The sequence below is a fragment of the Methylobacterium sp. J-078 genome, from assembly GCF_022829285.1.
GTDB lineage: Bacteria > Pseudomonadota > Alphaproteobacteria > Rhizobiales > Beijerinckiaceae > Methylobacterium.
On sequence record NZ_JAKSYI010000096.1, the window covers coordinates 54,814 to 78,751 of the forward strand.

Below are 23,938 nucleotides of genomic sequence, written 5' to 3' on the forward strand. Positions count from 1 at the left end.
CCCTCTTGCCTCGGACCCTCTTGCCTCAGACCCGGAAGCGGGCGGCGTGGCTGCCGATCTCGTCGAGGGTCTCGGGCGCAGCGCCGGCGCGGGTCAGGGCCTCGTGCAACTGCCGGGTGCTGACCCCGCCCGGGACGGCGAGGAGGAGGCCGTGCCCGCCCGGTCTGGCTGCGCGGGCGACGACCTCGCCGTAGAGGTCCTGCAGGGCGCGCATGGCCTCAGGCTCCCAGGCCGCGACGCGGGTGGCGTGCAGCACCCAGTCGCGCTGGGCGGCGGCCGGATCGTCCAGCGGGTTCGAGACCACGAAGACCGGGGTGCCGGCCGGGTGGGTCGGGCGCTCGATGAAGGGCAGGCGCGCGATGACCTTGGGGCGGCCCGCGCCGACGAGTCCCTCCCACCAGGGTGCCGCGCCGGTGGACGCGCCCGAGCCGTCGGGATCGAGGCGGAAGATGCCGAGGTCGCCGCGGGAGGCGGCCACCGCCTCGATCACCGCGAGGCAGGTGGGATGGGCTCGGTAGGGCACCGTGAAGCCGAAGTGGAAGCGGGCGGAATCGCGCATCGGCGCATCCCCGCCCGAGATGTCGGCATGCACCGAGAACGGCGCCTGCACGTAGGTGAAGGTCGCGATGATGACGCGCCAGATCCCCTCCACGGTGTCCAGCGGCAGCAGCCCGCGATGGCGCTCGGCGACCCGCCGCATCATCGAGGCCTCGCGCCCGGGCCGGAAGGCGGAGCCGCTGGCCGAGGTGCCCTTGACCGCGATCAGCCGGTCGATGATCGACCCGCGCTGGATCAGCAGGGCGTGCATCTCGGCGTCGATCCGGTCGATCTCGGCGCGCAGGTCGCCGAGATTGTCGAGGGGCGGCGCGGGTCTCGTGGGAAAGCGCATGCGGGGCTCGCGAGGGTCCGGCGAGGATCCGGAAGACAAGGGGTTGAGGAACAGCGGGGGTCGAGGAAACCGGCGACGCGGCTCGTCCGCTCCGTTTTCACCGCCCGGTCTACGATCGCGCGCGCCGAAGGGCCAGTGTGCAGCGCCGTGCCCGCGCCCTTTCGTTGACGCGTGAGGGCGCGCACATTACCTCCATCCTTCCGGTCGCAAGGTCCCCGCGCGGATGGCATACCAGCCGGCCGGCCATCCACCCCGGATCGACGCGCCGCCTCCTCCAACCCGTTTCGTGGTCATGTCGCTGGATACCGCCCTGAAAGTCGGCACGTCCGAAGACGAATCGATCCGCGCCGACGCGCCGGGCGTCGAGGTCTCCCAGGCCCGCGAGCCGAAGGGCCTCGTGGCGCGGTTCGGGCCGGACGAGCCCCTGGCGATGGATGCCGGCGTGCAGCTCGCGCCGTTCCAGATCGCCTACCAGACGGCCGGCACCCTCAACGCGGACCGCTCCAACGCCGTGCTGATCTGCCACGCGCTCACCGGCGACCAGCACTTCGCCCACACGCATCCGGTGACGGGCAAGCGCGGCTGGTGGGAGACCCTGGTGGGTCCGGGCAAGCCCGTGGACACCGACCGCTACTTCGTCGTCTGCTCGAACGTCGTCGGTTCGTGCATGGGCTCCACCGGCCCGGCCTCGATCGACCCGGCGACGGGCCGCGCCTACGGGCTCGACTTCCCCCTGGTGACCATCCGCGACATGGTCCGCGCCCAGGCGATGCTGCTCGACCGGCTCGGCATCCGCGATCTGTTCCTCTGTATCGGCGGCTCCATGGGCGGCATGCAGGTGCTGCAATGGGCGGCGAGCTACCCCGAGCGGGTCTTCGCCGCGATGCCGATCGCCACGGGCCCGCGCCACTCCGCGCAGAACATCGCCTTCCACGAGGTCGGCCGGCAGGCGATCATGGCCGATCCGGCCTGGGCCGAGGGGCGCTACCTCGAGGCCGGCACCCGGCCGGCCAAGGGCCTGGGTGTGGCCCGCATGGGTGCGCACATCACCTACCTGTCGGAGCCGGCCCTGCACCGCAAGTTCGGCCGCCGCTTCCAGGGCGGATCGGCGCCGACCTTCTCGTTCAACGCCGACTTCCAGATCGAGAGCTACCTGCGCCACCAGGGCCTCAGCTTCGTCGAGCGCTTCGACGCCAACGCCTATCTCTACCTCACCCGGGCGATGGACTACTTCGACCTCGCCGCCGACCAGGGCGGGGTGCTGGCCAACGCCTTCAAGGGCACCAAGACCCGGTTCTGCGTGATGTCCTTCACCTCCGACTGGCTGTTCCCGACCTCCGAATCCCGCGCCATCGTGCACGCCCTGAACGCGGCCTCGGCTCCGGTCGCCTTCGTGGAGGTCGAGAGCGACAAGGGCCACGACGCCTTCCTCCTCGACGAGCCGGCGATGTTCGCCGCCGCCCGCGGCTTCATCGACGCCGCCGCCCGGGCCCGCGGTCTGTGACGGGACCCGTGGCGCAGGCCCACCGGCCCTGGGAGACGGCGGAGACGCTGCCGCGCGCGGAAGCCGGCAACACCCGCGTCGACCACCTCGTGGTGCTCGACCTGGTGCCGGCCAACGCCCGGGTCCTCGACATCGGCTGCGGCGACGGCGCGCTGCTCGCCCTGCTGCGCGACCGGCGCGGCGTCGACGGGCGCGGCATCGAACTGTCGCGGGAGGGGGTGAACGCCTGCCTCGCCCGGGGCCTGCCGGTGATCCAGGGGGATGCCGACACCGATCTGGCGAACTATCCCGACGACGCCTTCGACGTGGTGGTCCTGTCCCAGACCATCCAGGCGACCCGCAACCCGCGCATCGTGCTGGAGCATCTCCTGCGCATCGGCCGGCAGGTCATCATCTCGTTCCCGAATTTCGGCCATTGGCGCGTGCGGTCGGAACTGGCCCTGCGCGGGCGCATGCCGGTCACGGCCCTGATGCCGGAGGAATGGTACGAGACCCAGAACATCCACCATTGCACGATCCGCGACTTCGTCGGCCTGTGCCGGACGGTGAACGCCGAGATCGAGAAGGCCACCGCCCTCAATGCCAGGGGCCGGCCGATGCGCTTCGCGATGCCCTGGTGGGTCTGGAACCTGATGGGCGCGCAGGGGGTGTTCCTGCTGCGCAGGGGCGCGGCCGGCTCCAACACCTAAGCGCGGTCCGGTCCGGCCTGTTGCACGTGAAAACTCTTAACCCTGTTCGGCGCGGCGGACGAGCAGGGTCGCGACCTCGTAGGTCACCCGCGAGCCCGCCGCCTCGAAGCCCCGCAGCACGCGCCGCATCGCGCCGGGCGAGAGGGGTTCGGACGTGCCCGGCGTTCCGGCGCCGATGGCCCGCAGCGCGTTGAGGAAGGCCCGGCCGTCGGCATGCGCCTCGACCAGGAGCTCGGCGGAGACCGTGAGGGTGCAGCCCGGGACCGTCAGCGCGGCAAGCTCCCCCAGGGTCGGATAGATCGGTGTGGCCGCTTCCAGGCCGAACGCCATGTGCGCCGCCCGCCACTCGGCGAAGGTGCCCGCGCCGAGGGTCGCCACCGCGAGAAGGCCATCGGGGGCCAGGAGGGCGGCGAGAGCCGCCAGGGTTCCGGGCAGATCCTCGAACCATTGCGCGGCGAGGCTCGATGCGATCAGGTCGAAGCCGGGCGCCAGGGCGGGCCGCTCCGCATCCATGACGACGAAGGCCGGGCTGGCGGCCCCGGCGAAGCGGGCACGGCAGCGTCGCACCATGGCGGGGGCGATGTCGGAAGCGACGACGTCGCCGTTCGGGACGCGACGGCGCAGAGCCTCGGTCAGCAATCCGGTGCCGCAGCCGACCTCGAGGATGCGCGGCGCCGGCGCCAGGACCTCGCCGCCGATCCGACGCGCGAGACGGTCCGCCACCGCGGCCTGGATCGCCGCCGCGCCGTCATAGCCCTCGGCCCCGTCGAAGGCCCGGGCCACGGCCTGTTTCCAGGGATGCATCGGGGCGACCGTCGGTGGCACGGGTTGGGGACGAGCGGGGCGATAGCCCCTGGGTCTCGTCGGCTCAAGGTGTTCCGGGTGCTACGCCGCCAGGGCCCGCTCGATCATCCCCGCCACGGCGAGCGCGCGGCCGTCGTCGCCGAAGCGGGCGACGACCTGGACGCCGAGTGGCAGGCCGTCGCCGGGGACCGGGACGGTGACGCAGGGTACGCCCATCAGGGTCCAGAGGCGGTTGAAGCGCGCGTCGCCCGTGGTGCCGAGGCCGGCCGGCGCGCGGCCCGGGGCCGACAGGGTGAGGATCGCGTCGAACTCCCCGAACAGGTCCTTGAGGACGCGCCGGGCCCGGTGGGCGGAGCGGCGCGCCGCGTCGTACTGGGCGGCGACGAGATCCTGCGCCGCGTCGAGCTGCGCGCCGAGTTCCGGGCTGAGCTGCGCCCGATGGTGCGCGTATTCCCAGGCCAGCGCCTGACGGGCCTCGTAATCCTGGATGATCGCGTGGCACGCCCAGGCCTCCGGCAGCGGCGCCGGCAGGACGAGGTCGACGACCCGCGCGCCGGCGGCCTCCGCCGCGCGGGCGGCCCGGGTCAGGGCGGCGAGGGCGTCCGCGTCGGGGGCATCGGCGAATCCCTGGAGGCAGAGGCCGATGCGGGGGGCCTGCGGGGCTGCGTCGAGATCGAGGTCGAGGGCGGGCCGGTCGGCGATCAGGCTCAGGCCCTGGGCGACGTCGCGGATGCCAGCCCCGAACAGCCCGACGGTGTCGAGGGCCCAGGAGAAGGTCTTCACGCCCACCGTCGGCAGGAGGCGGAAGGACGGCTTGATCGCCGCCACCCCGCAGAAGGCCGCCGGCCGGATCACCGAGCCGCCGGTCTGGGTACCCAGGGCCAGGGGCACCATCCCGGCGGCGACGGCCGCGGCCGAGCCCGCCGAGGAGCCGCCGGGCGTGTGGCCGGTGTCGCGCGGGTTCACCGTCGCGGTGGGGTCGTGGCTCGCGAAGGGCGAGGTCGTGGTCTTGATCAGGGGTACGGCGCCCAGCGCCCGCAGGCGCGCCACGATGGCGGCATCCGCCTTGGGCCGCCAGTCGGCATAGATTGGCGAACCCATCTGCGTGGGCAGGTCGGCGGTGTCGATGATGTCCTTGACCCCGACGGCGATGCCCGCCAGCGGCCCCGAGCCGGCGATCGCGGGTGCGGGGTTCCGGCTGACGATCGCCCCGATGCCGGGGTCGCGGGCCGCGATGGCGGCCTCGGCGAGGCGGATGGCGCCGGCGGGGTCGAGGATGCCGGCAATGATGCGGGTGCGGAGATCGACGAGGGAGAGCATGCAGGCTTGGTCCGGTCTCGGCCGGCTCCTGTCAACACCCGTCCACAGGAGGCGGGCCCGCACCGCATCGTTGACGCATCGTTTACGCAACCCTGCGCATCGTACGGGTCATGTGGCGTAGCGTATTCGCGTTCTCGGCCCTGACGCTGTTCGGCGCGGGCCTCACCGGCTGTGCACTCAACAAGTTTGAGCAGCGCGAGGCATGGCGTGACCAGACCGAGCAGGCCTGCAACGCCAAGCGCCTCGTGGAGACGACCGAGTTCGTCACCCCGTCGAAGGAGATCAGCGGGCCGGGCGTCTGCGGCATGCTGCAGCCCTACCGCGTCACCCGCCTCGGCAAGGGCACCGTCGCCCTCAAGCAGCGCGTCACCCTGGCCTGCCCGGCGCTGACCGAGGCCGAGGCCTGGCTCGCCGACACGATCCAGCCGGCCGCGAACCTGTATTTCGGCCAGCCCGTGGCCGAGATCAACGCCGGCACCTATGCCTGCCGGGGCCGCAACAACCAGGCGGGCGCCAAGCTCTCCGAGCATTCCTTCGGCAATGCCGTCGACATCATGTCGTTCAAGCTCGCCGACGGCTACGTCATCACCGTGAAGGGGGGCTGGCGCGGCACCGAGGCCGAACAGGCCTTCCTGCGCGAGGTCTTCCTCGGGGCCTGCGCCCGGTTCTCCACCGTGCTGGCGCCGGGCTCGAACGTGTTCCACTACGACCACATCCACGTGGACCTCGCCCGGCACGACCCGCGCGGCCTGCGCCGCATCTGCCAGCCGCTGATCAAGTTCGTGCCGCAACTCGGTACGGACGCGGCGGCCCGGGCCACCGCCCGCCCGCGTCCCCCGGAGCGACTGCCCGCGCCGCCCCAGGCTCCCATCGACGTGGAGGAGGACGATCCCTACGGCGTGACGCCGATGTCGGCGCGCCAGCCCGCCCGGCCGCCCGCCTCACAACTGGCCCACGCCCCCGCCCCGGTGCGGGCGCCCGCACCGCCGACCGCCTACGCGGCGGCCCCGCGGGCACCGCTCGCGCGGCCCCCGGCACCCCGCGTCGCGGCCGCCCTCCCGCCGGAGGATTTCGCCCTCGAGCCGCTCTCGCTCGCGGCCCCCGGCCTTTCCGAGCCGATCTACTGAGCCGCATCCGGAAGGTGTGCCCGGCGAACCCCAGGGGGCCGGGAAAGCGACGGCGCGCCCGGCCCCGTGCTTGACAGGGCGGTCCGAGGCGGCATCGTTCCGGCACGCTTCACGGACTCCAGCGGAACGAAGACGCCGGCATGCGCCCGAACCCCCTCTCCACCACCCTCGCCCTCGGCCTCGTGCTGGCGGGTGCCCTCCAGCCGGCGCTCGCCCGCTCCGGCCGCGAGGAGATCACCCCCGCCGAGGAGCGCGAGTTCAACTACGAGGCCGACATTCCCGGCTGCCAGGCCCCCGAGGTGCTGGAGCGGCTTTCGTCGCACTTCGCCGAGAAGGAGGCGAAGTTCTGGAACTCCTCCCTCACCATCCTGCGCTACGAGCACATCGAGCGCACGGCCTGGCGCCCCTGGGGCCTCGACTATGTTCCCCGCCGCTTCTGCAGCGCGGTGGCCACCACCTCGGACGGCATCCGCCGCAAGGTGGATTACTCGGTGCGCGACGGGCTCGGCATCATCGGGGCCGATTGGGGCATCGAGTTCTGCGTCCACGGCCTCGACCGCAACCTGTCCTACGCCTACTCCTCGGCCTGCCGCGAAGCCCGTCCGTGAGCCGCGCGCTCCGGCGCCCGGCGCGCCTCGCCCTTACGGGCCTGACCCTCGCGCTGGCGGCGCCCACGGGCGCGTCGGCCCAGGGGTTCGAGCGCGGCGGCACGCCGGGATCGTTCGACTTCTACGTCCTGGCCCTGTCCTGGTCCCCGACCTACTGCGATGGCCCCGGCGCGCGCCGCAAGGCGGACGGCCAGTGCCGGCCGGGGCGCGGCCTCGGCTTCGTCGTGCACGGGCTCTGGCCGCAATACACCCGGGGCTACCCCTCGAACTGCTCCTCCGTCGAGCGCTCGCCGACCCGGCAGGCGATCGAGGTGGCGGGGCAGGTCTATCCGAGCGAGGGGCTGGCCCGGCACGAGTGGCGCACGCACGGCACCTGCTCGGGCCTCGACCCGGTCTCGTATTTCCAGGCGGCCCGGGACGCCCGCGCGGCGGTGACCATTCCGGACGCCTTCAAGGGACTGGAGCGCGACACCCGCATGGCGCCGATCGAGGTCGCCCGGCAGTTCGTGACGGCCAACCGGGGCCTGCGGCCCGACATGATGTCGGTGACCTGCCGGGGCGGTCAGCTCCAGGAGGTGCGGATCTGCTTTGCCAAGGACCTGCGTGGCTTCACCCCCTGCCCCGAGGTGGCCCGCCAGAATTGCCGCGCCGGCGAAGTTGCCATCGACGCCGCGCGGTAGATGATGCCGCGCTTCGCCCCCGGGTCTGGTCGCCGGGGGCCGTGGTGAGACAGGCCCGGACCTCATGAACTACCGCCACGCCTTCCACGCCGGCAATTTCGCCGATGTCCTGAAGCACCTCGTGCTGGCCCGCGTGCTGGCGCATCTCTGTCTGAAGCCCACCGGCTTCCGGGCGATCGACACCCATGCGGGCCTCGGCTTCTACGACCTCACCGCCGACGAGGCCGGGCGCACGGGCGAGTGGCAGGACGGCTGGGGCCGGCTCGCGACACCGTTTCCCGAAGCCGTCGAGGATCTGCTCGCCCCCTACCGGGAGGCGGTGGCGGCGGTGCAGGCGCGGCACGGGGCCGACACCTATCCGGGCTCGCCCGCCCTCATCCGCGAGTTCCTGCGCCCCAGCGACCAGGGCGTCTTCGTGGAACTGCACCCGGCCGATGCCGAGACCCTGCGGGCGCGCTTCAACCAGGATTCGCTCTCGAAGGTGATGCATCTCGACGGCTGGACGGCACTCAACGCGCTGATCCCGCCGCCCGAGCGCCGGGGCCTCGTCCTGATCGACCCGCCCTACGAGGAGCTCGGCGAGATCGACCGCCTCGGCGCGGCGCTCGCCCGGGCGGTCGCCAAGTGGCCGACCGGCACCTATCTCGGCTGGTATCCGATCAAGGACGTCGCCAAGGTCGACCGCATGGTGGCCGAACTCGATCGCGGCCTCGCCCGCCCGGCCCTGCGCCTCGACCTGATGGTTTCCGAGCCCGATCCCACCCGCCTCAACGGCAGCGGTCTCGTCGTGATCAACCCGCCCTGGCGCCTCGCCGAGGAGGCGATGCTGTTCCTGCCGGCGATCGCCGAGCGCCTGGCCCGGGGCGACTACGCCGCCTTCCGCTGTGAGGCCTTCGGGGCACCCGCCTGACACCCATCGGCGGCCTCCCGATCCGCGCCTGTCATCCTAGCTTCACACGCCCCGGTCATGTCCCGTCCCTGGCGGACCGCCGAGCCGGTGGATGCGTCCGGAATGACCGCGCGGGCGCACCGCCCACGCGCTATCGTGTCGGAGAGGTGGGACAATGCGGGCGGACGAGCGCTTGGAGGCCGAACCCGGCAAGGGTCTGGCCCGCGCCGCGATGGCTGCGCGCCCCGAGGCGGTGACGGGTGGCAGGGAGTCGGAGGGAAACATGGCCAAGGGGGGTTCGGCCAAGTCCGACGTGACGAAGTCCGACAAGCGGCTGCGGCCGCCGGGCTCCAAGAGCGTCGGCTGGGCCCTGGTCCAGGCCGCCCGCCTGCACCGCTCCCGCGTCGGCGACCGACTGGCGGACCTCGACCTCTTCGCCGGGCAGGAACAGGTCGTGCAGGCGCTGGCGGCGGCCGGCACCATGACGATGGGCGATCTCGCCGCGACCCTGCGGGTGCGCCCGCCGACCGCCTCGAAGACGATCTCGCGCCTGGCGGCCCTCGGATTCGTCGAGCGCCGGGCCGAGGCCGGCGACGGCCGCATCGTGCGCGTGCGCCTCACCGAGACGGGCCTGGCCAAGGCCGCCGCCATCGAGCGGATCTGGGACGACGTCGAGGCCGAACTCCTCGACGGGTTCGACGGCAAGGAGAAGCGCCGCCTGCGCAAGCTGCTGCGCAAGGCCGCGCGCAACCTCGCGGAGGTCTCCGGCGTCACCGGCCACGAAATCGAGGGCGATTCCGAGATGGACGAGGACGAGCCCGAGACCCTGGCGGTGCCGGAGGCCCTGTAGGCCCCGCGACCCCCGAGGGAGCGCTCAGCGCACCCGGAACGGTTCCTGGCTGCCCGCTTGCCGGCGCAGTGCGGCCGTCCGGACCTGGTCTTGGATCGGCGACGGCCGGAGCGGCTCGGTCGCCGCCGGTGTCGACGGCGTCCCGGCCTTGCGGATCATGCCGGAGCCCGCATGCATCTTGCGCCGCCGCCGCCGGGCCTGCCGCTCCCAGGCCTGTGCCATCCGCGTCGCGAACTGGTCGAGCAGCCAGAGGAGCGTCGAGACGAGGATCGCGAGGCTGCAGGCCACGCCGATCAGGAGCCCCCAGATGCCGGGGGCCGGAATCACCATCAGGCTGACGAGGCCGATGCTCGCCATGATGGGTATCCACCGCGCCATCCCCCGCTCCTCCGACCGACACAGCCCCGAAGCACTGTCTCCCGGGGTTCATAAGATTTGGTGGATGCGGTGGGCGCCGGGGGATCGCCGGCCGCGGGCGCTTGCCCGGGGCACCGCGCAGGCGGCGCGTGCGCATCGGCCCCGCTCCCAGGCGGGTGCCCGCCGGGCCTTCGCTGGCCTACAGCAGCGCGGTCGCGCGATCCGCACCGGGCGGAGCGCCGGGAGACGGGGGCGGGTCGTGGTGCGCAATCAGGGCGTCGTGGAAGACTCGGGCCGGGCCGCATCGCCCAGCAGGCGTCTCGCCGGCATCGCCCTGATGTGCGGGACGCTGGCCTTCTTCGCCTGCCTCGACGCCTCCGCCAAGACCCTGGCCGGCCACGGCGTCGACCCGCTGCTCTCCACCTTCATGCGCTATGCCGTGAATGTCGGCCTCGTGCTGATGGTGCTCAATCCCGTGCGCACGCCCGGCGTCGCGCGCACGAACCGGCTCGGGCTGCAGGCCTTACGCTCGCTGCTGCTGTTCGGCTCAACGGCCCTCAACTTCCTGGCCCTGCGCCACCTTCAACTCGCCGAGACCCTCTCGATCCAGTTCGCCACGCCCCTGATGGTGGCGCTGCTCGCTGGGCCGCTCCTCGGCGAATGGTCGTCGCCGCGCCGGCTCGTGGCGGTGGGGATCGGCTTCCTCGGCGTCCTGGTCATCGTCCGGCCGGGCGTCGGCGCATTCCAGCCGGCGGTGCTGCTCAGCATCGGCAACATGCTGTGCTACGCGTTCTACGTCCTGACCACGCGCAAGCTCGCGGGCGTCGATTCGACGGCCACCACGGTGTTCTATTCGGGGCTCGCCGGCCTTGCGGTGATGAGCCCGCTCCTGCCCTGGATCTGGACCACGCCGGCGGTCTGGAGCACCTGGGCCCTGCTCGTCGGGGTCGGACTGTTCGGCACCCTGGGGCACTGGCTGCTGGTGCTGGCCCATGCCCGGGCGCCCGCCAACGTGCTGGCGCCCTTCATCTACACCCAGCTGCTCTGGTCGGTGATGCTGGGCTACCTCGTCTTCGGCGACGTGCCGAACCGATGGACGCTGATCGGCGCGTCCATCGTCATCGGGTCCGGGCTCTACCTCCTGGCCCAGGAGCGCAGGTCCGCCCGGACGCGGCCCGCTCAGCGGTGACGGTGGTGGTGGCGGCGCGACTTCATGCGCGTGCGATAGGCCCGGCGGCCCGGATCGATGCCGAGCGCTCCGTTCACCGTGCCGACCGCGCCGCCGACCGCGCCGCCCACGATCCCGCCGATTGGGCCGGCGACCCGGTCGCCCTCGGCCGCACCCCGGCGGATGCCGCCCGGCAGGCCCTGCGCCTCGGCCGCGCCCGAGAGCGCGAAGGCGGAGAGGACGAGGCTGGCGGCGAGCAGAGCTTTTCTCATGGTGCTGTCTCCCAATGATATCGCGTCTCGGCCGCCCCTCGAACTCGGCCCCGTGCCGAAACCGGCCGGCACCCGAACGCGTGCGGACTAACGGCCGAGCTTGAAATAGGCTCCCGTCGAACGTCTGCGGTGTTTGACGGAGGCTTAAAGCTCGCTGGTCTCGGGCCGGCACCGCTGCTAGAAGCCGCCGGATGTGCGCTCCTGGTGATCTCCGGATGCGGCGCGGCGCGCCGATACCGTCCATCCTGCGAATTATGAGCCCGGCCTGCGCCTGAGAGCCGCCGCGGCGGTCCGACGCGAAGGCCGGGAGGGCGAGGACTCGCCTCCAATTCGCCGGCCCCGGTGGCACGCCTGCCCGCCGACCGCCTCCAAGACCGATCAGCGCCGAAGACCCCCAGACATCCCATGAGCGACCAGACCTCCCCCGCCGCGGCCCCCGCCCGCGACTATTCGAAGACCCTGTTCCTGCCCCAGACCGCGTTCCCGATGCGGGCCGGCCTCCCGGTGCGCGAGCCCCTGCTGCTGGAGCGCTGGGCCGCTACCGACCTCTATCGCCAGATCCGCGTGCAGGCCGCCGGCCGCCCGAAATTCGTGCTGCATGACGGCCCGCCCTACGCCAACGGCAACATCCACATCGGCACGGCGCTCAACAAGATCCTGAAGGACGTCATCGTGCGGGCGCAAGGGGCGCTCGGCTACGACGCCAACTACGTGCCGGGCTGGGACTGCCACGGCCTGCCGATCGAGTGGAAGATCGAGGAGCAGTACCGCGCCAAGGGCCGCAACAAGGACGACGTCCCGGTCATCGAGTTCCGCCAGGAATGCCGGACCTTCGCGGGCCACTGGCTCGACGTTCAGCGCGAAGAGTTCAAGCGCCTCGGCGTCACCGGCGACTGGGACCACCCCTACGTCACCATGTCGTTCCCGGCCGAGGCCGCGATCGCCCGCGAACTCATGACCTTCGCCACCACCGGCCAGCTCTATCGCGGCTCGAAGCCGGTGATGTGGTCGGTGGTCGAGAAGACCGCCCTGGCCGAGGCCGAGGTCGAGTACGAGGACGTCGTCAGCGACGCGATCTTCGCGGCATTCCGGATCACCGACGGTGCGGCGGCGGATCTCGCGGCGGCACGGGTCGTGATCTGGACGACCACGCCCTGGACGATGCCTGCCAACCGCGCCGTCGCCTATTCGCGGAAGGTGGCCTATGGCCTCTACCGGGTCACGGCGGCGGCCGAGGACAACTGGGCGAGGGTCGGGGACGCCTACGTCCTGGCGGACACGCTGGCCGCTTCCGTCTTCGCGAGTGCCCGCGTCGAGGCCTTCGAGCGCCTGCGCGACGTCGCGCCGGCCGAACTCGCGGGCCTGACCCTGAGCCATCCGCTGGCCGGCCACCTGCCCGGCTACGACTTCGCCGTTCCGCTCCTCGACGGTGAGCACGTCACCGACGAGGCCGGCACCGGCTTCGTCCACACGGCGCCGAGCCACGGGCGCGAGGATTTCGAGGTCTGGATGGCCAACGGCCGCGCGCTCGCCCAGCGCGGCATCGAGACCCGCATCCCCTACACCGTCGATGCCGACGGCGCGCTGACCGAGGAGGCGCCCGGTTTCACGGGAAAACGTGTCCTGAACCACAAGGGCGAGAAGGGCGACGCCAACAAGGCGGTCATCGCGGCGCTGACCGAGGCCGGCACCCTGGTGGCGCGCGGCACCCTCAAGCACAGCTACCCGCATTCCTGGCGCTCGAAGAAGCCGGTCATCTTCCGCAACACGCCGCAATGGTTCATCGCCATGGACCGGCCGGTGGAGTCCCTCGGCGGCCAGACCCTGCGCGAGGTCGCCATGCGGGGCATCGAGGACACCCGCTGGGTGCCGCCCCAGGGCCGGAACCGCATCAACGGCATGGTGGGCAACCGGCCCGACTGGGTGGTCTCGCGCCAGCGCGCCTGGGGCGTGCCCATCACCGTCTTCGTCAAGCGCGGCACCCACGAGGTTCTTCGCGATGCGGCAGTGAACGCGCGCATCGAAGCGGCCTTCCACGCGGAAGGCGCCGACGCCTGGTTCACCGATGCGGACGGGGCGCGCTTCCTGCGGCCCGACCACGATCCGGCCGACTACGAAAAGGTCACGGACGTCCTCGACGTCTGGTTCGATTCCGGTTCGACCCACGCCTTCGTGCTGGACGACGCGGACCAGTTCCCCGGCCTCGCGGGCGTCAAGCGCCGCCGCGACGGCGGCGACGACACGGTGATGTACCTGGAGGGGTCCGACCAGCATCGCGGCTGGTTCCAGTCGTCCCTGCTCGAATCTGCCGGCACCCGGGGCCGCGCGCCCTACGACATCGTCCTGACCCACGGGTTCGTCCTCGACCCCAAGGGCCTGAAGATGTCGAAGTCGAAGGGCAACGTCGTCGCGCCGCAGAACGTCATCAAGGATTCAGGCGCCGACATCCTGCGCCTGTGGGTGGCGGCCTCCGACTACGCCGACGACCTGCGCATCGGTCCGGAGATCATCAAGACCTTCGCGGAGACCTACCGCAAGCTCCGTAACTCGCTGCGCTGGATGCTGGGCTCCTTGGCGCATTTCGAGCCCGGCACCGAAATCCCCCATGCGGAGCTGCCCGAGCTCGAGCGCCTGATCCGGCATCGGCTGTCCGAGCTCGACGGCGAGATCCGCGAGGCCTACGCCACCTTCGACACCAAGCGGGTGGTGGCGCTCCTCAACGGGTTCATGACCGGCGACCTCTCGGCCTTCTACTTCGACGTCCGCAAGGACACGCTCTACTGCGACCCGGCCTCCTCGTCCGTGCGCCGCGCCGCCCTCCAGGTCATCGACGAGACCTTCCGCCGGGTCACGATCTGGCTGGCGCCCGTGCTGGCCTTCACGGCGGAGGAGGCCTGGCTCGACCGCTACCCGTCGGAGACCGGCTCGGTCCATCTCCAGACCCTGCCGGAGACGCCGGCCTCCTGGCGGGACGAGGCGCTCGCCGCCCGCTGGCAGCAGATCCGCCGGGTGCGCCGGGTCGTCACCGGCGCCCTGGAGATCGAGCGCACGGCCAAGCGCATCGGTGCCAGCCTGGAGGCGGCCCCCACCGTGTACATCGCGGATGCGGACCTGCGCGCGGTGGTGGAGGGCGTCGATTTCGCCGATGTCTGCATCACCTCCGCCATCCGCATCGCGGAGGGCGAAGGCCCGGCCGAGGCCTTCCGCCTCGACGACGTGCGCGGCGTCGCGGTCGTGTCGGCGCTGGCCGAGGGTCGCAAATGCGCCCGGTCCTGGCGGGTGACGCCCGAAGTCGGCGCAGACCCGGACTATCCCGACGTGACGCCCCGCGACGCGCGAGCGCTTCGCGAGTGGGACGCCGCCCATGCCGGCGCGAACGCGGCGTGACGCGGATGCTCCGCCCTCCCTTCCCCCGCGATGGGGGGAGGACCGGCCTGTGCGCCTGACCCCCTCCCGCCTCGGCCTCGCGGCGCTTCTCGTCACCCTCGTCCTCGACCAGGCGACGAAGCTCGGGCTGTATTTCGGCACCGACCTCGTGCTGACGCAGCCCTGGCGGATCGCCCCCTTCGCCGAGTTCCTCGTGGTCTGGAACCGGGGCGTGTCCTACGGGATGTTCCAACAGGAGGGCGACCTCGGCCGCTGGGTGCTGGTGGCGGTGTCCTGCGTCGCGGCGATCGCCCTGATCCTCTGGATGCGGCGGGCCGAATCGCGCCTCTTGGGCCTCGCCCTCGGGCTCGTGGCCGGGGGCGCCATCGGCAACGCCATCGACCGGGCCGCCTACGGCGCGGTGTTCGATTTCGTGCACCTTCACTGGGGCCGGTGGTCCTGGTACGTGTTCAACGTCGCCGACGCCGCCATCGTCGCCGGAGTGGTCGGCCTCATCCTCGACAGCCTCCGGCCGGCGCCGAAGCACGGCAATTCGCAATCGTGAGGGCGGCCCCGCATTCCGTGCGCGGATGTGATCCGTAAACCACACCGGGGATCGTTGTGCGGCGGAGGCTGGTGCGCTGCGGTCAAGGCGCCATACGATCGCCTGAAACCGGGATCAGGCCGGACCGGTCGGATCAGGCGGCGGCCAAGCGCCCATCCCGGAACGGGAAACCGGGGCCGACCAACCGGGCGAAGAACGGGGACAACATGATCGGGCATCGGGGTTTGCTGGTGGTGGCGGGCGTTCTGAGCGCTGCGAGCGCGCAGGCGCAGCAGGGCGTGTTCATGCGGGACGCCCTCAGCAATATCGGCCTGATCGAGCCCGAGAAGCCCGCCATCAATTACCGCGAGCGCGCGCCCCTGGTGATGCCGCCCAAGCTCGACGGCCGGGCCCTGCCGCCGCCGCGCCAGCCGGAAGCCTCGGCGCAATGGCCCAAGGATCCCGAGATCGTCCAGCGCGAGCGCGAGCGCGAGGAGGCCCGCAAGCCGATCGTGCGTGGCGCTCAGGGCCGCATGAGCGACAACAACATGACCCTGTCCATCGACGAGATGCGGGGCGGCCGCCGGGCCGGCGCTCAGGGCCGCACGGAGAACGGGCGACCCGAGGGCGAGAACGACGACCGCAACTCGTTCTGGGCGAACCCCTTCGGACTGCGCTCGGCGGAAGTGGCGGAGCCCTCCGCGGTGGAGCCCGACCGCGACGTGCTCACCGACCCGCCGACCGGTTACCGCAAGCCGCCCCGCAAGGTCGCTAAGAGCAACGGCGATCCCGTCAACAATCCCTCGCGCGAGCGCGAGGAAGCCGATCCGGGCGCCTACCTGCGCGCCCGCTCGGCGAACTGAACCCGGGTCCAGTGCCGGCGCCGCGCGGGCGCCGGTCACGCTCGATGACCCGACGCCCATCCGCTTCGCCCCCGCCGGTGGCGCGCGGCGGGCGCCATCCCAACAGGACGGACGGCTTCGCGACGAGCCGGCCGCGGAAGGATCAGCATTGATGCATCTGTTCAGGAAGGACACGCCCCATTTCGGTCCGTCGCGCGGCCATGCCAGCGCCGGCCGTGCGGATGCCGCCCCCTTCGGGCGCTCCGAGGCGGGCGGACCCGAGGTCAGCGCCTTCGCGCTCGACAATGGCCTCGACGTCGTCGTCGTTCCCGATCACCGCGCCCCCGTCGTCACCCACATGGTGTGGTACCGCAACGGCTCGGCCGATGACCCGCTCGGCCAGTCGGGCATCGCCCACTTCCTCGAGCACCTGATGTTCAAGGGCACCGAGCGGCACCCGATCGGCGCCTTCTCGAAGGCCGTCTCGGGTCTCGGCGGCCAGGAGAACGCCTTCACCTCCTACGACTACACCGCCTATTTCCAGCGCGTGGCCCGCGATCACCTCCGGACCATGATGGAATTCGAGGCCGACCGCATGACCGGCCTCGTCCTCGACGACGCCGTGGTGGCGCCCGAGCGCGACGTGGTGCTGGAGGAGCGCCGCATGCGGGTCGAGACCGACCCCTCCGCCCAGCTCTCCGAGGCCATGGCCGCCTCGCTGTTCGTGCACCATCCCTACGGCACGCCGATCATCGGCTGGATGCACGAGATCGAGGAGCTGAACCGCACCCACGCCCTCGACTACTACAAGCGCTTCTATACGCCCGAGAACGCCATCCTGGTGGTGGCCGGCGACGTGACCCCGGACGACGTGCGCCGCATGGCGGACGACACCTATGGCCGCGTCACCCCGCAGGGCACCCGGCCCGTCCGCCTGCGCGCCCGGGAGCCGGAGCCCAAGGCCCTGCGCCGCCTCGCGGTGGCCGACCCCAAGGTCGAGCAGCCGACCCTGCAGCGGCTCTACCTCACGCCGTCCTGCATCACCGCGCGGGACGGCGAGTGCCACGCCCTGGAACTGCTGGCCGAGGTGATGGGCGGCGGCTCCACCTCCTACCTCTACCGCAAGCTGGTGATGGAGCTCGGCGTCGCGGTGAACGCGGGCGCCTGGTACATGGGCTCGGCCATCGACGACACCCGCTTCTCGGTCTACGCGGTGCCGGCCGAGGGCGTCAGCCTGGAGAAGCTCGAGGAGGAGGTCGACCGGATCTTGCGCCGCGTGCCCTCCGAGGCCCTTACGCCCGAGGCGATCGAGCGGGCCAAGACCCGGCTCGTGGCCGAGACGGTCTATTCCTCCGACAGCCAGTCGTCGCTCGCCCGCATCTACGGGTCGGCGCTCGCCATCGGCGAATCGATCGAGGAGGTCCGCCGCTGGCCCGCCGACATCGAGAGCGTGACGCAAGGCCGCCTCGCGGCGGTGGCGGAGCGCTACCTCGTCCCGGCCCGCTCGGTGACCGGCTACCTCACCAAGGCCCGTGAGGCCGATGCGGCCTGAGACCCAGGTCTCGTGAGACCCGGGTGGCCTGAAGGCCGCCCGACGCCCTTCCGGACGGCAGCGGCCCCGCCGCCGCGCCCCGCGCACAGCATGAGGTTTCCATGACGATGGCCACCAACCTGGTCGACACCGCCACCCGCTCCGCGACCTCGCCGACCCAGGCCGTTCCCGTCGCGACCGCCCCCGGCATCGAGGCGTGGCACGTCGAATCCCCGGTGGTGCCCCTGATCGCCCTGGCCTTCACCTTCGAGGGGGGCGCCGCCCAGGACCCCGAGGGCAAGGCCGGCGTCGCCCAGATGCTCGCCCGCCTCCTCGACGAGGGCGCGGGCGACCTCTCCTCGGACGCCTTCCAGGAGCGCCTGGCGGCCCGGGCCATCGAGCTGTCCTTCCATGCCGGGGCGGATGCCCTCGGCGGCTCCCTCAAGATGCTGGTCAAGCACGCGGACGAGGCCATCGACCTCCTCGCCCTGGCGCTGGCCAAGCCCCGCCTCGATCCCGACGCCATCGAGCGGGTGCGTGCCCAGACCCTGGCGAGCCTGCGCTACCAGCAGAACGATCCCGGCGTGATGGCCTCGCGCCGCTTCTTCGCCGAGGCCTATGCGGGCCACCCCTATGCCCGCCCGTCCTCCGGCACGGCCGAGAGCATCGCGGCGATCACCCGCGACGACCTCGTGGCGATGCATCGCCAGATCATCGGGCGCGGCGCCGTGAAGGTCGCGGCAGTGGGCGCCATCGACGCGGAGCGCCTCGCCGAGGCCCTGGACCGGGCCTTCGGCAAGCTCAACCTGGCCGCGCCCCTCAAGGCCGTGCCGCCGACGCGGGTCCAGAATCTCGGGACGCGCCACGTGGTCGACCTCGACGTGCCGCAATCGGTGATCCGCTTCGGCCTGAACGGCGTCGCCTGGCGCGACCCCGACTTCATCCCGGCCTACGTCCTCAACCACATCCTCGGCGGCGGCTCCTTCACCTCCCGCCTGTTCCAGGAAGTGCGCGAGAAGCGCGGCCTCGCCTACTCGGTGGGGACCTCGCTCGTCAGCCATCGCGCCGCCTCGATGACCTGGGGCTACACCGCCACCAAGAACGAGCGCGTCGGCGAAGCCCTGTCGGTGATCGGCGAGGAGATCGGCCGGCTCATCAGCGACGGTCCCTCGGACGACGAATTGCAGAAGGCCAAGGACTACCTCACCGGGTCCTACGCGCTCGGCTTCGACACCTCGACCAAGATCGCGCACCAGCTCGTGCAGATCGCCTTCGAGGGGCTGGGCATGGACTACATCGCCCGCCGCAACGATCTCGTCGCCAACGTGACGCAGGCCGATATCCGCCGCGCCGGCGCCCGCACCTTCGCGGATGGCCGGATGCTGGTGGTGGCCGCCGGACGCCCGACCGACTTCTAGAGTTCCGACATGCGGGGGCGGTCGCGGGATCGCCCCTGACAACCCGGTGGTCTCGCGTACGCTTCCCCCTGGTCAGCCAAGGTTCCCCGCCTACCTCGCAGCGTGAGAAGCGAATCTCATCGCCGTGCCGGAGAGCGTGCCCGTGGCCCACGAGGAAACCCGAACGGGGCAGCGGGCCCTGCGCCCGGCCGTGATGCTGGGCGCGCTCGGCATTGTCTACGGCGACATCGGCACTTCGCCGCTCTACGCCTTCAAGGAGGCGGTGCGCGCGGCCAGCGCCGGGGCGCCGCCGACGCCGATCGCGGTGACGGGCGCCGTCTCGCTGATCCTGTGGTCGCTGATCCTCATCGTCTCCATCAAGTACGCGGTGCTGATCCTGCGCGCCGACAATCGCGGCGAGGGCGGCATCGTCGCCATGCTGGCCCTGCTCGGCGCCCGCCATGCCAAGCCCGGCTCCTGGGCCGGCGTGCTCCTCGTGGTCGGCCTCGTCGGTGCCGCCCTCCTCTACGGCGACGGCGCGATCACGCCCGCCATCTCGGTGCTCTCGGCTGTCGAGGGCCTCAAGGTCGAGGCACCGGGGCTCGCGCGCTTCGTGGTGCCCATCACCATCGCCATCCTCATCGGGCTGTTCCTGGTCCAGAGCCGGGGGGTCGCCTTCATCGGCCGCATCTTCGGCCCCGTGATGCTCGCCTGGTTCGTCGTGCTCGCGCTCCTCGGCCTCGGCGGCATCTGGCACGCGCCGCAGATCCTGGCCGCGGCGAACCCGCTCAAGGCGATCGAGTTCCTGGGCCATGCCGGCTGGCACGTCAGCTTCGCCATGCTGGGCGCGGCCTTCCTGGCGGTCACCGGCGGCGAGGCGATGTATGCCGATCTCGGGCATTTCGGGGCCGGGCCGATCCGCGCTTCGTGGTTCGGCCTCGTGCTGCCGGCCCTGGTGATCCACTATTTCGGGCAGGGCGCGCTCCTGCTGGTCGAGCCTGACGCCATCGAGAATCCGTTCTACCGCCTGAGCCCCGACTGGGCGCATTATCCGCTGATCGGGCTGGCGACGGTGGCCACCGTCATCGCCTCGCAATCGATCATCTCGGGCGCCTTCTCGCTCACCCAGCAATCGATCCAGCTCGGCTTCCTGCCGCCGATGCGGGTGGTCCACACCGCCCGGCACGAGCGCGGGCAGATCTACGTGCCGATGGTGAACTGGCTGCTCGCCGCCGCCACCCTGAGCGCGGTCCTGATCTTCGGCTCCTCGGACGCGCTCGCCGGCGCCTACGGCATCGCGGTGGCCTCCCTGATGGCGATCACGACCCTGCTCGCTGCCCTCGTGGCGTTGAAATGGGGCTACAACCCCGTGGCCGTGCTGGCGGTGAACGGGTTCTTCCTCCTCATCGACCTGGTGTTCCTCGGCGCCAACAGCGTGAAGCTGTTCGAGGGCGGCTGGTTTCCGCTGATGCTCGCCGCCCTGGTGGCGTTCCTGATGCTGACCTGGCGCAAGGGCAACCAGCTCGTGGAGGCGGCGCGCGTCTCCCTGCGCCAGCCCGAGGCCGAATTTCTGGAGCAGTTGCGGCGCGACCCGCCCATCGTCTTGCCGGGCAACGCCGCCTTCCTGTCCTCGGCCACCAGCGCGATTCCCCTGCACCTGTCCCGCTTCGTCGAGCGCAGCCACGCCCTGCACAAGCGCATCCTCATCGTCACCGCCCGCTACGAGGAAGAGCCCACCCTGCCCCGCGACCAGCGCGCGGAGGTCGTGGTGATCACGCCCGACATCACCCGGGTGATTCTACGTTACGGCTTCATGGAAGATGCCTCGGTGCCCGACGGCCTGCGCTGCGCCGTCGAATCGAAGCGCCTGCCGCCCGAATGTCTGGAGGATCTGACGATCTTCATCGGGCACGAGACCATCATCCCGAAGAGCGACCAGCGCGGCATGGCGACTTGGCGGGAGGAGATCTACGCCTTCCTGCTGCGCAACGCCGAGCGCACCGGCGCGCATTTCTGTGTGCCGACGCGGCAGCTGGTGGAGGTCGGCACCGAGATCGAGATCTGAGCCCGGGGCATCAACTCTCGCGCGGACTCCGCCATCCGGCCTTGCGGGCAGCGCTCCGGGTGTCGCACAAGGAAGCGGCGCGGGCGGGCGGCCCGGCCGCGCCGAACCCGGGACGTGTGGCGTAGCGATGACCGAACTGGCGCCGAAGGCCCTGGCGATCCGCCTGCGGCAACAGGCGATCCTCTCCGATTTCGGGGTCGAGGCCCTGCGCGCCACCGAATTGCTGCCCCTGCTCCAGCGCGCCACCGAGCTCTGCGCGGAGGGGATGGAGGCGCAGTTCTGCAAGGCGCTGGAGTACAAGCCGCACCAGGACTGTCTCCTCGTCTGCGCCGGGATCGGCTGGGCGGCGGAGGCGGTGGGCACCACCATCATCGGCGCCGACCTCGCCTCGCCGGCGGGCTACGCCCTGAAGACGGGCCGGCCCGTGATCTCGAACCACCTCGAGAACGAGACGCGTTTCCGGACCCCGAAGCTGATGGCCGACCACGGCATCCGCCGGGCGATCAACGTGCTCATCGCCAACCGCGACGGCAATTACGGCGTGCTGGAGGTGGACGACACCCGCGAGGGCCAGTTCGAGGAGGCGGACATCGCCTTCATGCAGGGCTTTGCCAACCTCGTCGGCGGCGCCATCGAGCGCCAGCGGGCCGAGGCGCGGCTGAAGGCGGCCCTGGAGCGCCAGGAACTCCTGTCCCGCGAGATGAGCCACCGGGTCAAGAACAGCCTCGCGGTGGTGGCAGGCTTCCTCGGGCTGCAGGCCCGGGGCTCCGACAATGCCGACGTGAAGAGCGCGCTCGCCGACGCCCGCACCCGGGTGGAGGCGGTGGCCCAGGTGCACGACCAGCTCTGGCGCCAGCCGAGCCTGGAGGCGATCGATGTGGCGGGCTTCCTCGAGGCGCTCTGCGCGAAGCTCCAGGAAAGCGCCCCGCGCCATCGCCTCGTCTGCCGCGCGGCCCGGATGGACATTCCGGCCGACCTCGCGATCCCCCTCGGGCTCTTCGTGAACGAACTCGTCACCAACGCGATCAAGTACGCCTACGCGGACGGCGAGGGCGAGATCCGGGTGGACGCACAGCCCGACGAGGCGGGGGGCCTGATCCTCGGGGTGGCCGATGACGGCGTCGGTCTGCCGGAGGGGTTCGACCCCACCGCCGCCCGCAGCGCCAGCCTCGGCATGCGCATCATCAACAGTCTGGCGCGCCAGCTCGGCGGTTCACTGCAGGTCGCCCCCGACGTCCAGGGCGCGCATTTCTCGCTGGTGATCCCGCCGCTGGGGTGAGGACCGGCGCTCGTCGCCAAGCTGCGAGGATGCCTTCCATGGTCGCCACGTCATCCTGGGGCGCCGAAGGCGAGCCCAGGATCCAGACCCGCCGACGATGCAGACTGGATCAGAACCTGGGCGTCTGGATGCCGGGCTCTGCTGCGCAGCCCCGGCATGACGGAGTGGATTTCAGAACCAGACTTCTGCCCGTCGCGATCCGGTCACACCAGTCCAAGCTTCTGGGCCAGCCCGATCCGCTGGAGCTTGCCGGTGGCACCCTTGGGGATCTCGTCGAGGATCAGGATCTTGGCGGGCACCTTGAAGGCAGCCAGGCGCTCCGAAGCGAAGCCGCGCAGCTCCTTCTCGGCCAGATGCTGGCCCTCGCGCAGGACGATGGCGGCGCAGACGTCCTCCCCGAGCTTGTCGTGCGGCATCGCGAAGGTCACGCATTGCGACACCGCCGGGTGGTCCATCAGGATCTCGTCGACCTCGCGGGGCGAGATCTTCTCGCCGCCCCGGTTGATGATCTCCTTGAGGCGCCCGGTGATCGAGAGGTAGCCCTCGGGCGAGAGCGAGCCCTGGTCGCCGGTGCGGAACCAGCCCTGCTTCGTGAAGGCCTCGGCATTGGCCTTGTCGTTGTTCTCGTAGCCCGACATCACGTTGTCGCCGCGAATGACGATCTCGCCGGTCTCGCCCGCGGGCAGGGGCTCGCCGTCCTCGTCCACGATGGCGATCTCGGGGCCCGCCGCGAGGCCGACCGAGCCGGCGTAATGCGGGCGCGGCGGCAGCGGGTTCGAGGCCATCTGGTGCGAGGCCTCCGTCATGCCGTAGGCCTCGATCAGGGGCGCGCCGAACACGTCCTCGATCTCCTTCATGACCTGCGGCGGCATGGAGGACGAGGAGGAGCGGATGAAGCGCAAGGGGTTGGCCTCGATGACCTCCTTGTTCCGCGCGGCGCGGCCCAGGATCGCTTGGTGCATCGTCGGCACCGCCGTGTACCAGGTCGGACGGACCTCGCTCATCCAGCCGAAGAACTTCAGGGCGTTGAAGCCGGGCGTGCACGAGACCTGTCCGCCGGCCGAGAGCGGCGCCAGGATGCCGGCGATCAGCCCGTGGATGTGGAACAGCGGCATGATGTTGAGGCCGCGATCCTGCGCCGTGAAGGCGAGCGTGGTGCGGATGTTGCGGGCCGAGGCGCAGACGTTCGACTGCTTGAGGGGCACGATCTTCGGGCGCGAGGTGGTGCCCGAGGTGTGCAGCACGAGGCCGATGTCGTCGGGCTCGGCCGGGCCGCCCTGCGGGGCTGGGGCGGCGTCGCCGGCCTCGAAGGACAGGGTGAAGCTGCCCGCGCCCTCCGCCGGGGTCGGAGTCAGGCGCACCACCGGCACGCCGAGGCGCGCGGCCACCGCCACGGCGGGGCTCTCGGAGCCTTCCGCGACCACGAGCAGCTTCGCGTTGAGGTCGGTGAGGTAGAAGGTGAACTCGTCGGCCTTGTAGCTCGGGTTGAGGGGGGCGGCCGTGGTGCCCGCCCCGATGGCGATGAAGGCGGCGGCCATCTCCGGCCCGTTGTCGAGGACGATGCCGACCCGGTCGTTCCGGCCGATCCCCTGCGCGTTCAGGGCCGCGATGGTCCGGTCCGTGAGGGCGCGGAGCTGTCCGAAGGTCAGCGGCACGCCGCCGGGGCTCGACAGGGCGGTTGCCGCGTCGGCGCCGGTCCGGATCAGGGCGTGGAGGGTGGTGGCGGCGGGATTGGCGTGGGAAGTCTCGGCCATGGC

Annotated in this window: 21 protein-coding genes; 15 read left to right on the top strand and 6 right to left on the bottom strand. The window is 71.6% G+C overall.

Annotated features, from left to right (window positions below; genetic code table 11):
* Positions 1-25: 25 nt before the first annotated feature.
* The gene (locus tag MKK58_RS15100; RefSeq protein ID WP_243912823.1) at positions 26-889 is read right to left on the bottom strand and encodes a chorismate mutase; all 864 of its coding nucleotides are present in this window, start codon (positions 887-889) and stop codon (positions 26-28) included.
* 292 nt (positions 890-1,181) lie between these two features.
* Between MKK58_RS15100 and MKK58_RS15105 the strand changes: the two genes are divergently transcribed.
* Positions 1,182-2,393 carry a homoserine O-acetyltransferase gene (locus MKK58_RS15105; protein ID WP_279578391.1) on the top strand — a complete coding sequence of 404 codons (1,212 nt, stop codon included), beginning with the start codon at positions 1,182-1,184 and terminating at the stop codon, positions 2,391-2,393.
* Positions 2,394-2,401: 8 nt separating this feature from the next.
* Entirely contained in the window at positions 2,402-3,082 is a 681-nt protein-coding gene (gene metW / locus MKK58_RS15110; RefSeq protein ID WP_243912824.1) for a methionine biosynthesis protein MetW, read from the top strand.
* 36 nt (positions 3,083-3,118) lie between these two features.
* On the opposite strand, the gene MKK58_RS15115 is transcribed toward metW, so the two are convergent.
* The gene (locus MKK58_RS15115; RefSeq protein WP_243912825.1) at positions 3,119-3,886 is read right to left on the bottom strand and encodes a methyltransferase domain-containing protein; all 768 of its coding nucleotides are present in this window, start codon (positions 3,884-3,886) and stop codon (positions 3,119-3,121) included.
* 81 nt (positions 3,887-3,967) lie between these two features.
* Positions 3,968-5,206 carry an amidase gene (locus MKK58_RS15120; protein ID WP_243912826.1) on the bottom strand — a complete coding sequence of 413 codons (1,239 nt, stop codon included), beginning with the start codon at positions 5,204-5,206 and terminating at the stop codon, positions 3,968-3,970.
* 110 nt (positions 5,207-5,316) lie between these two features.
* Here MKK58_RS15120 and MKK58_RS15125 point away from each other — a divergent pair, with 110 nt between their 5' ends.
* The 5 genes from MKK58_RS15125 (at position 5,317) to MKK58_RS15145 (ending at position 9,360) form a co-directional block, all read left to right on the top strand.
* On the top strand, positions 5,317-6,333 hold the full coding sequence (locus MKK58_RS15125) for an extensin family protein (RefSeq protein ID WP_243912827.1): 1,017 nt from the start codon (positions 5,317-5,319) through the stop codon (positions 6,331-6,333).
* A 140-nt stretch (positions 6,334-6,473) separates the two neighbouring features.
* On the top strand, positions 6,474-6,941 hold the full coding sequence (locus MKK58_RS15130) for a hypothetical protein (protein WP_243912828.1): 468 nt from the start codon (positions 6,474-6,476) through the stop codon (positions 6,939-6,941).
* Between the two features lie 41 nt (positions 6,942-6,982).
* A complete protein-coding gene (locus tag MKK58_RS15135) occupies positions 6,983-7,621 on the top strand; it encodes a ribonuclease T2 (RefSeq protein WP_243912899.1) in 639 nt (212 codons plus the stop codon).
* A 64-nt stretch (positions 7,622-7,685) separates the two neighbouring features.
* Positions 7,686-8,531, top strand: coding sequence for a 23S rRNA (adenine(2030)-N(6))-methyltransferase RlmJ (locus MKK58_RS15140; protein WP_243912829.1), 846 nt, complete (start codon positions 7,686-7,688; stop codon positions 8,529-8,531).
* Between the two features lie 262 nt (positions 8,532-8,793).
* Complete coding sequence (locus MKK58_RS15145; RefSeq protein WP_243912900.1) at positions 8,794-9,360, top strand: MarR family winged helix-turn-helix transcriptional regulator; 567 nt, start codon at positions 8,794-8,796, stop codon at positions 9,358-9,360.
* A 24-nt stretch (positions 9,361-9,384) separates the two neighbouring features.
* Here the strand turns inward: MKK58_RS15145 and MKK58_RS15150 are convergent, their stop codons facing one another.
* A complete protein-coding gene (locus MKK58_RS15150) occupies positions 9,385-9,717 on the bottom strand; it encodes a hypothetical protein (protein ID WP_243912830.1) in 333 nt (110 codons plus the stop codon).
* 262 nt (positions 9,718-9,979) lie between these two features.
* Between MKK58_RS15150 and MKK58_RS15155 the strand changes: the two genes are divergently transcribed.
* A complete protein-coding gene (locus tag MKK58_RS15155) occupies positions 9,980-10,906 on the top strand; it encodes a DMT family transporter (protein ID WP_243912901.1) in 927 nt (308 codons plus the stop codon).
* On the opposite strand, the gene MKK58_RS15160 is transcribed toward MKK58_RS15155, so the two are convergent.
* Positions 10,897-11,157 (bottom strand): hypothetical protein, encoded by a 261-nt coding sequence (locus MKK58_RS15160; RefSeq protein ID WP_238278571.1) that lies wholly within the window; start codon positions 11,155-11,157, stop codon positions 10,897-10,899. The genes MKK58_RS15155 and MKK58_RS15160 overlap by 10 nt on opposite strands.
* 405 nt (positions 11,158-11,562) lie before the next feature.
* Between MKK58_RS15160 and ileS the strand changes: the two genes are divergently transcribed.
* From ileS to MKK58_RS15195, 7 genes are all read left to right on the top strand, one after another.
* Positions 11,563-14,544, top strand: a complete 2,982-nt coding sequence (ileS, locus tag MKK58_RS15165) for an isoleucine--tRNA ligase (protein ID WP_243912831.1) — start codon at positions 11,563-11,565, stop codon at positions 14,542-14,544.
* 55 nt (positions 14,545-14,599) lie between these two features.
* On the top strand, positions 14,600-15,088 hold the full coding sequence (lspA, locus tag MKK58_RS15170; RefSeq protein WP_243912902.1) for a signal peptidase II: 489 nt from the start codon (positions 14,600-14,602) through the stop codon (positions 15,086-15,088).
* Between the two features lie 206 nt (positions 15,089-15,294).
* Positions 15,295-15,930: a hypothetical protein gene (locus MKK58_RS15175; protein ID WP_243912832.1), complete on the top strand. Its 636-nt coding sequence runs from the start codon at positions 15,295-15,297 to the stop codon at positions 15,928-15,930.
* Positions 15,931-16,081: 151 nt separating this feature from the next.
* Positions 16,082-17,461: a M16 family metallopeptidase gene (locus tag MKK58_RS15180; protein WP_243912833.1), complete on the top strand. Its 1,380-nt coding sequence runs from the start codon at positions 16,082-16,084 to the stop codon at positions 17,459-17,461.
* Positions 17,462-17,562: 101 nt separating this feature from the next.
* Entirely contained in the window at positions 17,563-18,858 is a 1,296-nt protein-coding gene (locus tag MKK58_RS15185; RefSeq protein WP_243912834.1) for a M16 family metallopeptidase, read from the top strand.
* Positions 18,859-19,051: 193 nt separating this feature from the next.
* On the top strand, positions 19,052-20,902 hold the full coding sequence (locus MKK58_RS15190; RefSeq protein ID WP_243912903.1) for a potassium transporter Kup: 1,851 nt from the start codon (positions 19,052-19,054) through the stop codon (positions 20,900-20,902).
* 127 nt (positions 20,903-21,029) lie between these two features.
* Positions 21,030-22,181 carry a sensor histidine kinase gene (locus MKK58_RS15195; RefSeq protein ID WP_243912835.1) on the top strand — a complete coding sequence of 384 codons (1,152 nt, stop codon included), beginning with the start codon at positions 21,030-21,032 and terminating at the stop codon, positions 22,179-22,181.
* A gap of 203 nt (positions 22,182-22,384) precedes the next feature.
* On the opposite strand, the gene MKK58_RS15200 is transcribed toward MKK58_RS15195, so the two are convergent.
* Positions 22,385-23,935 carry an acyl--CoA ligase gene (locus MKK58_RS15200; RefSeq protein WP_243912836.1) on the bottom strand — a complete coding sequence of 517 codons (1,551 nt, stop codon included), beginning with the start codon at positions 23,933-23,935 and terminating at the stop codon, positions 22,385-22,387.
* Positions 23,936-23,938: the final 3 nt, after the last annotated feature.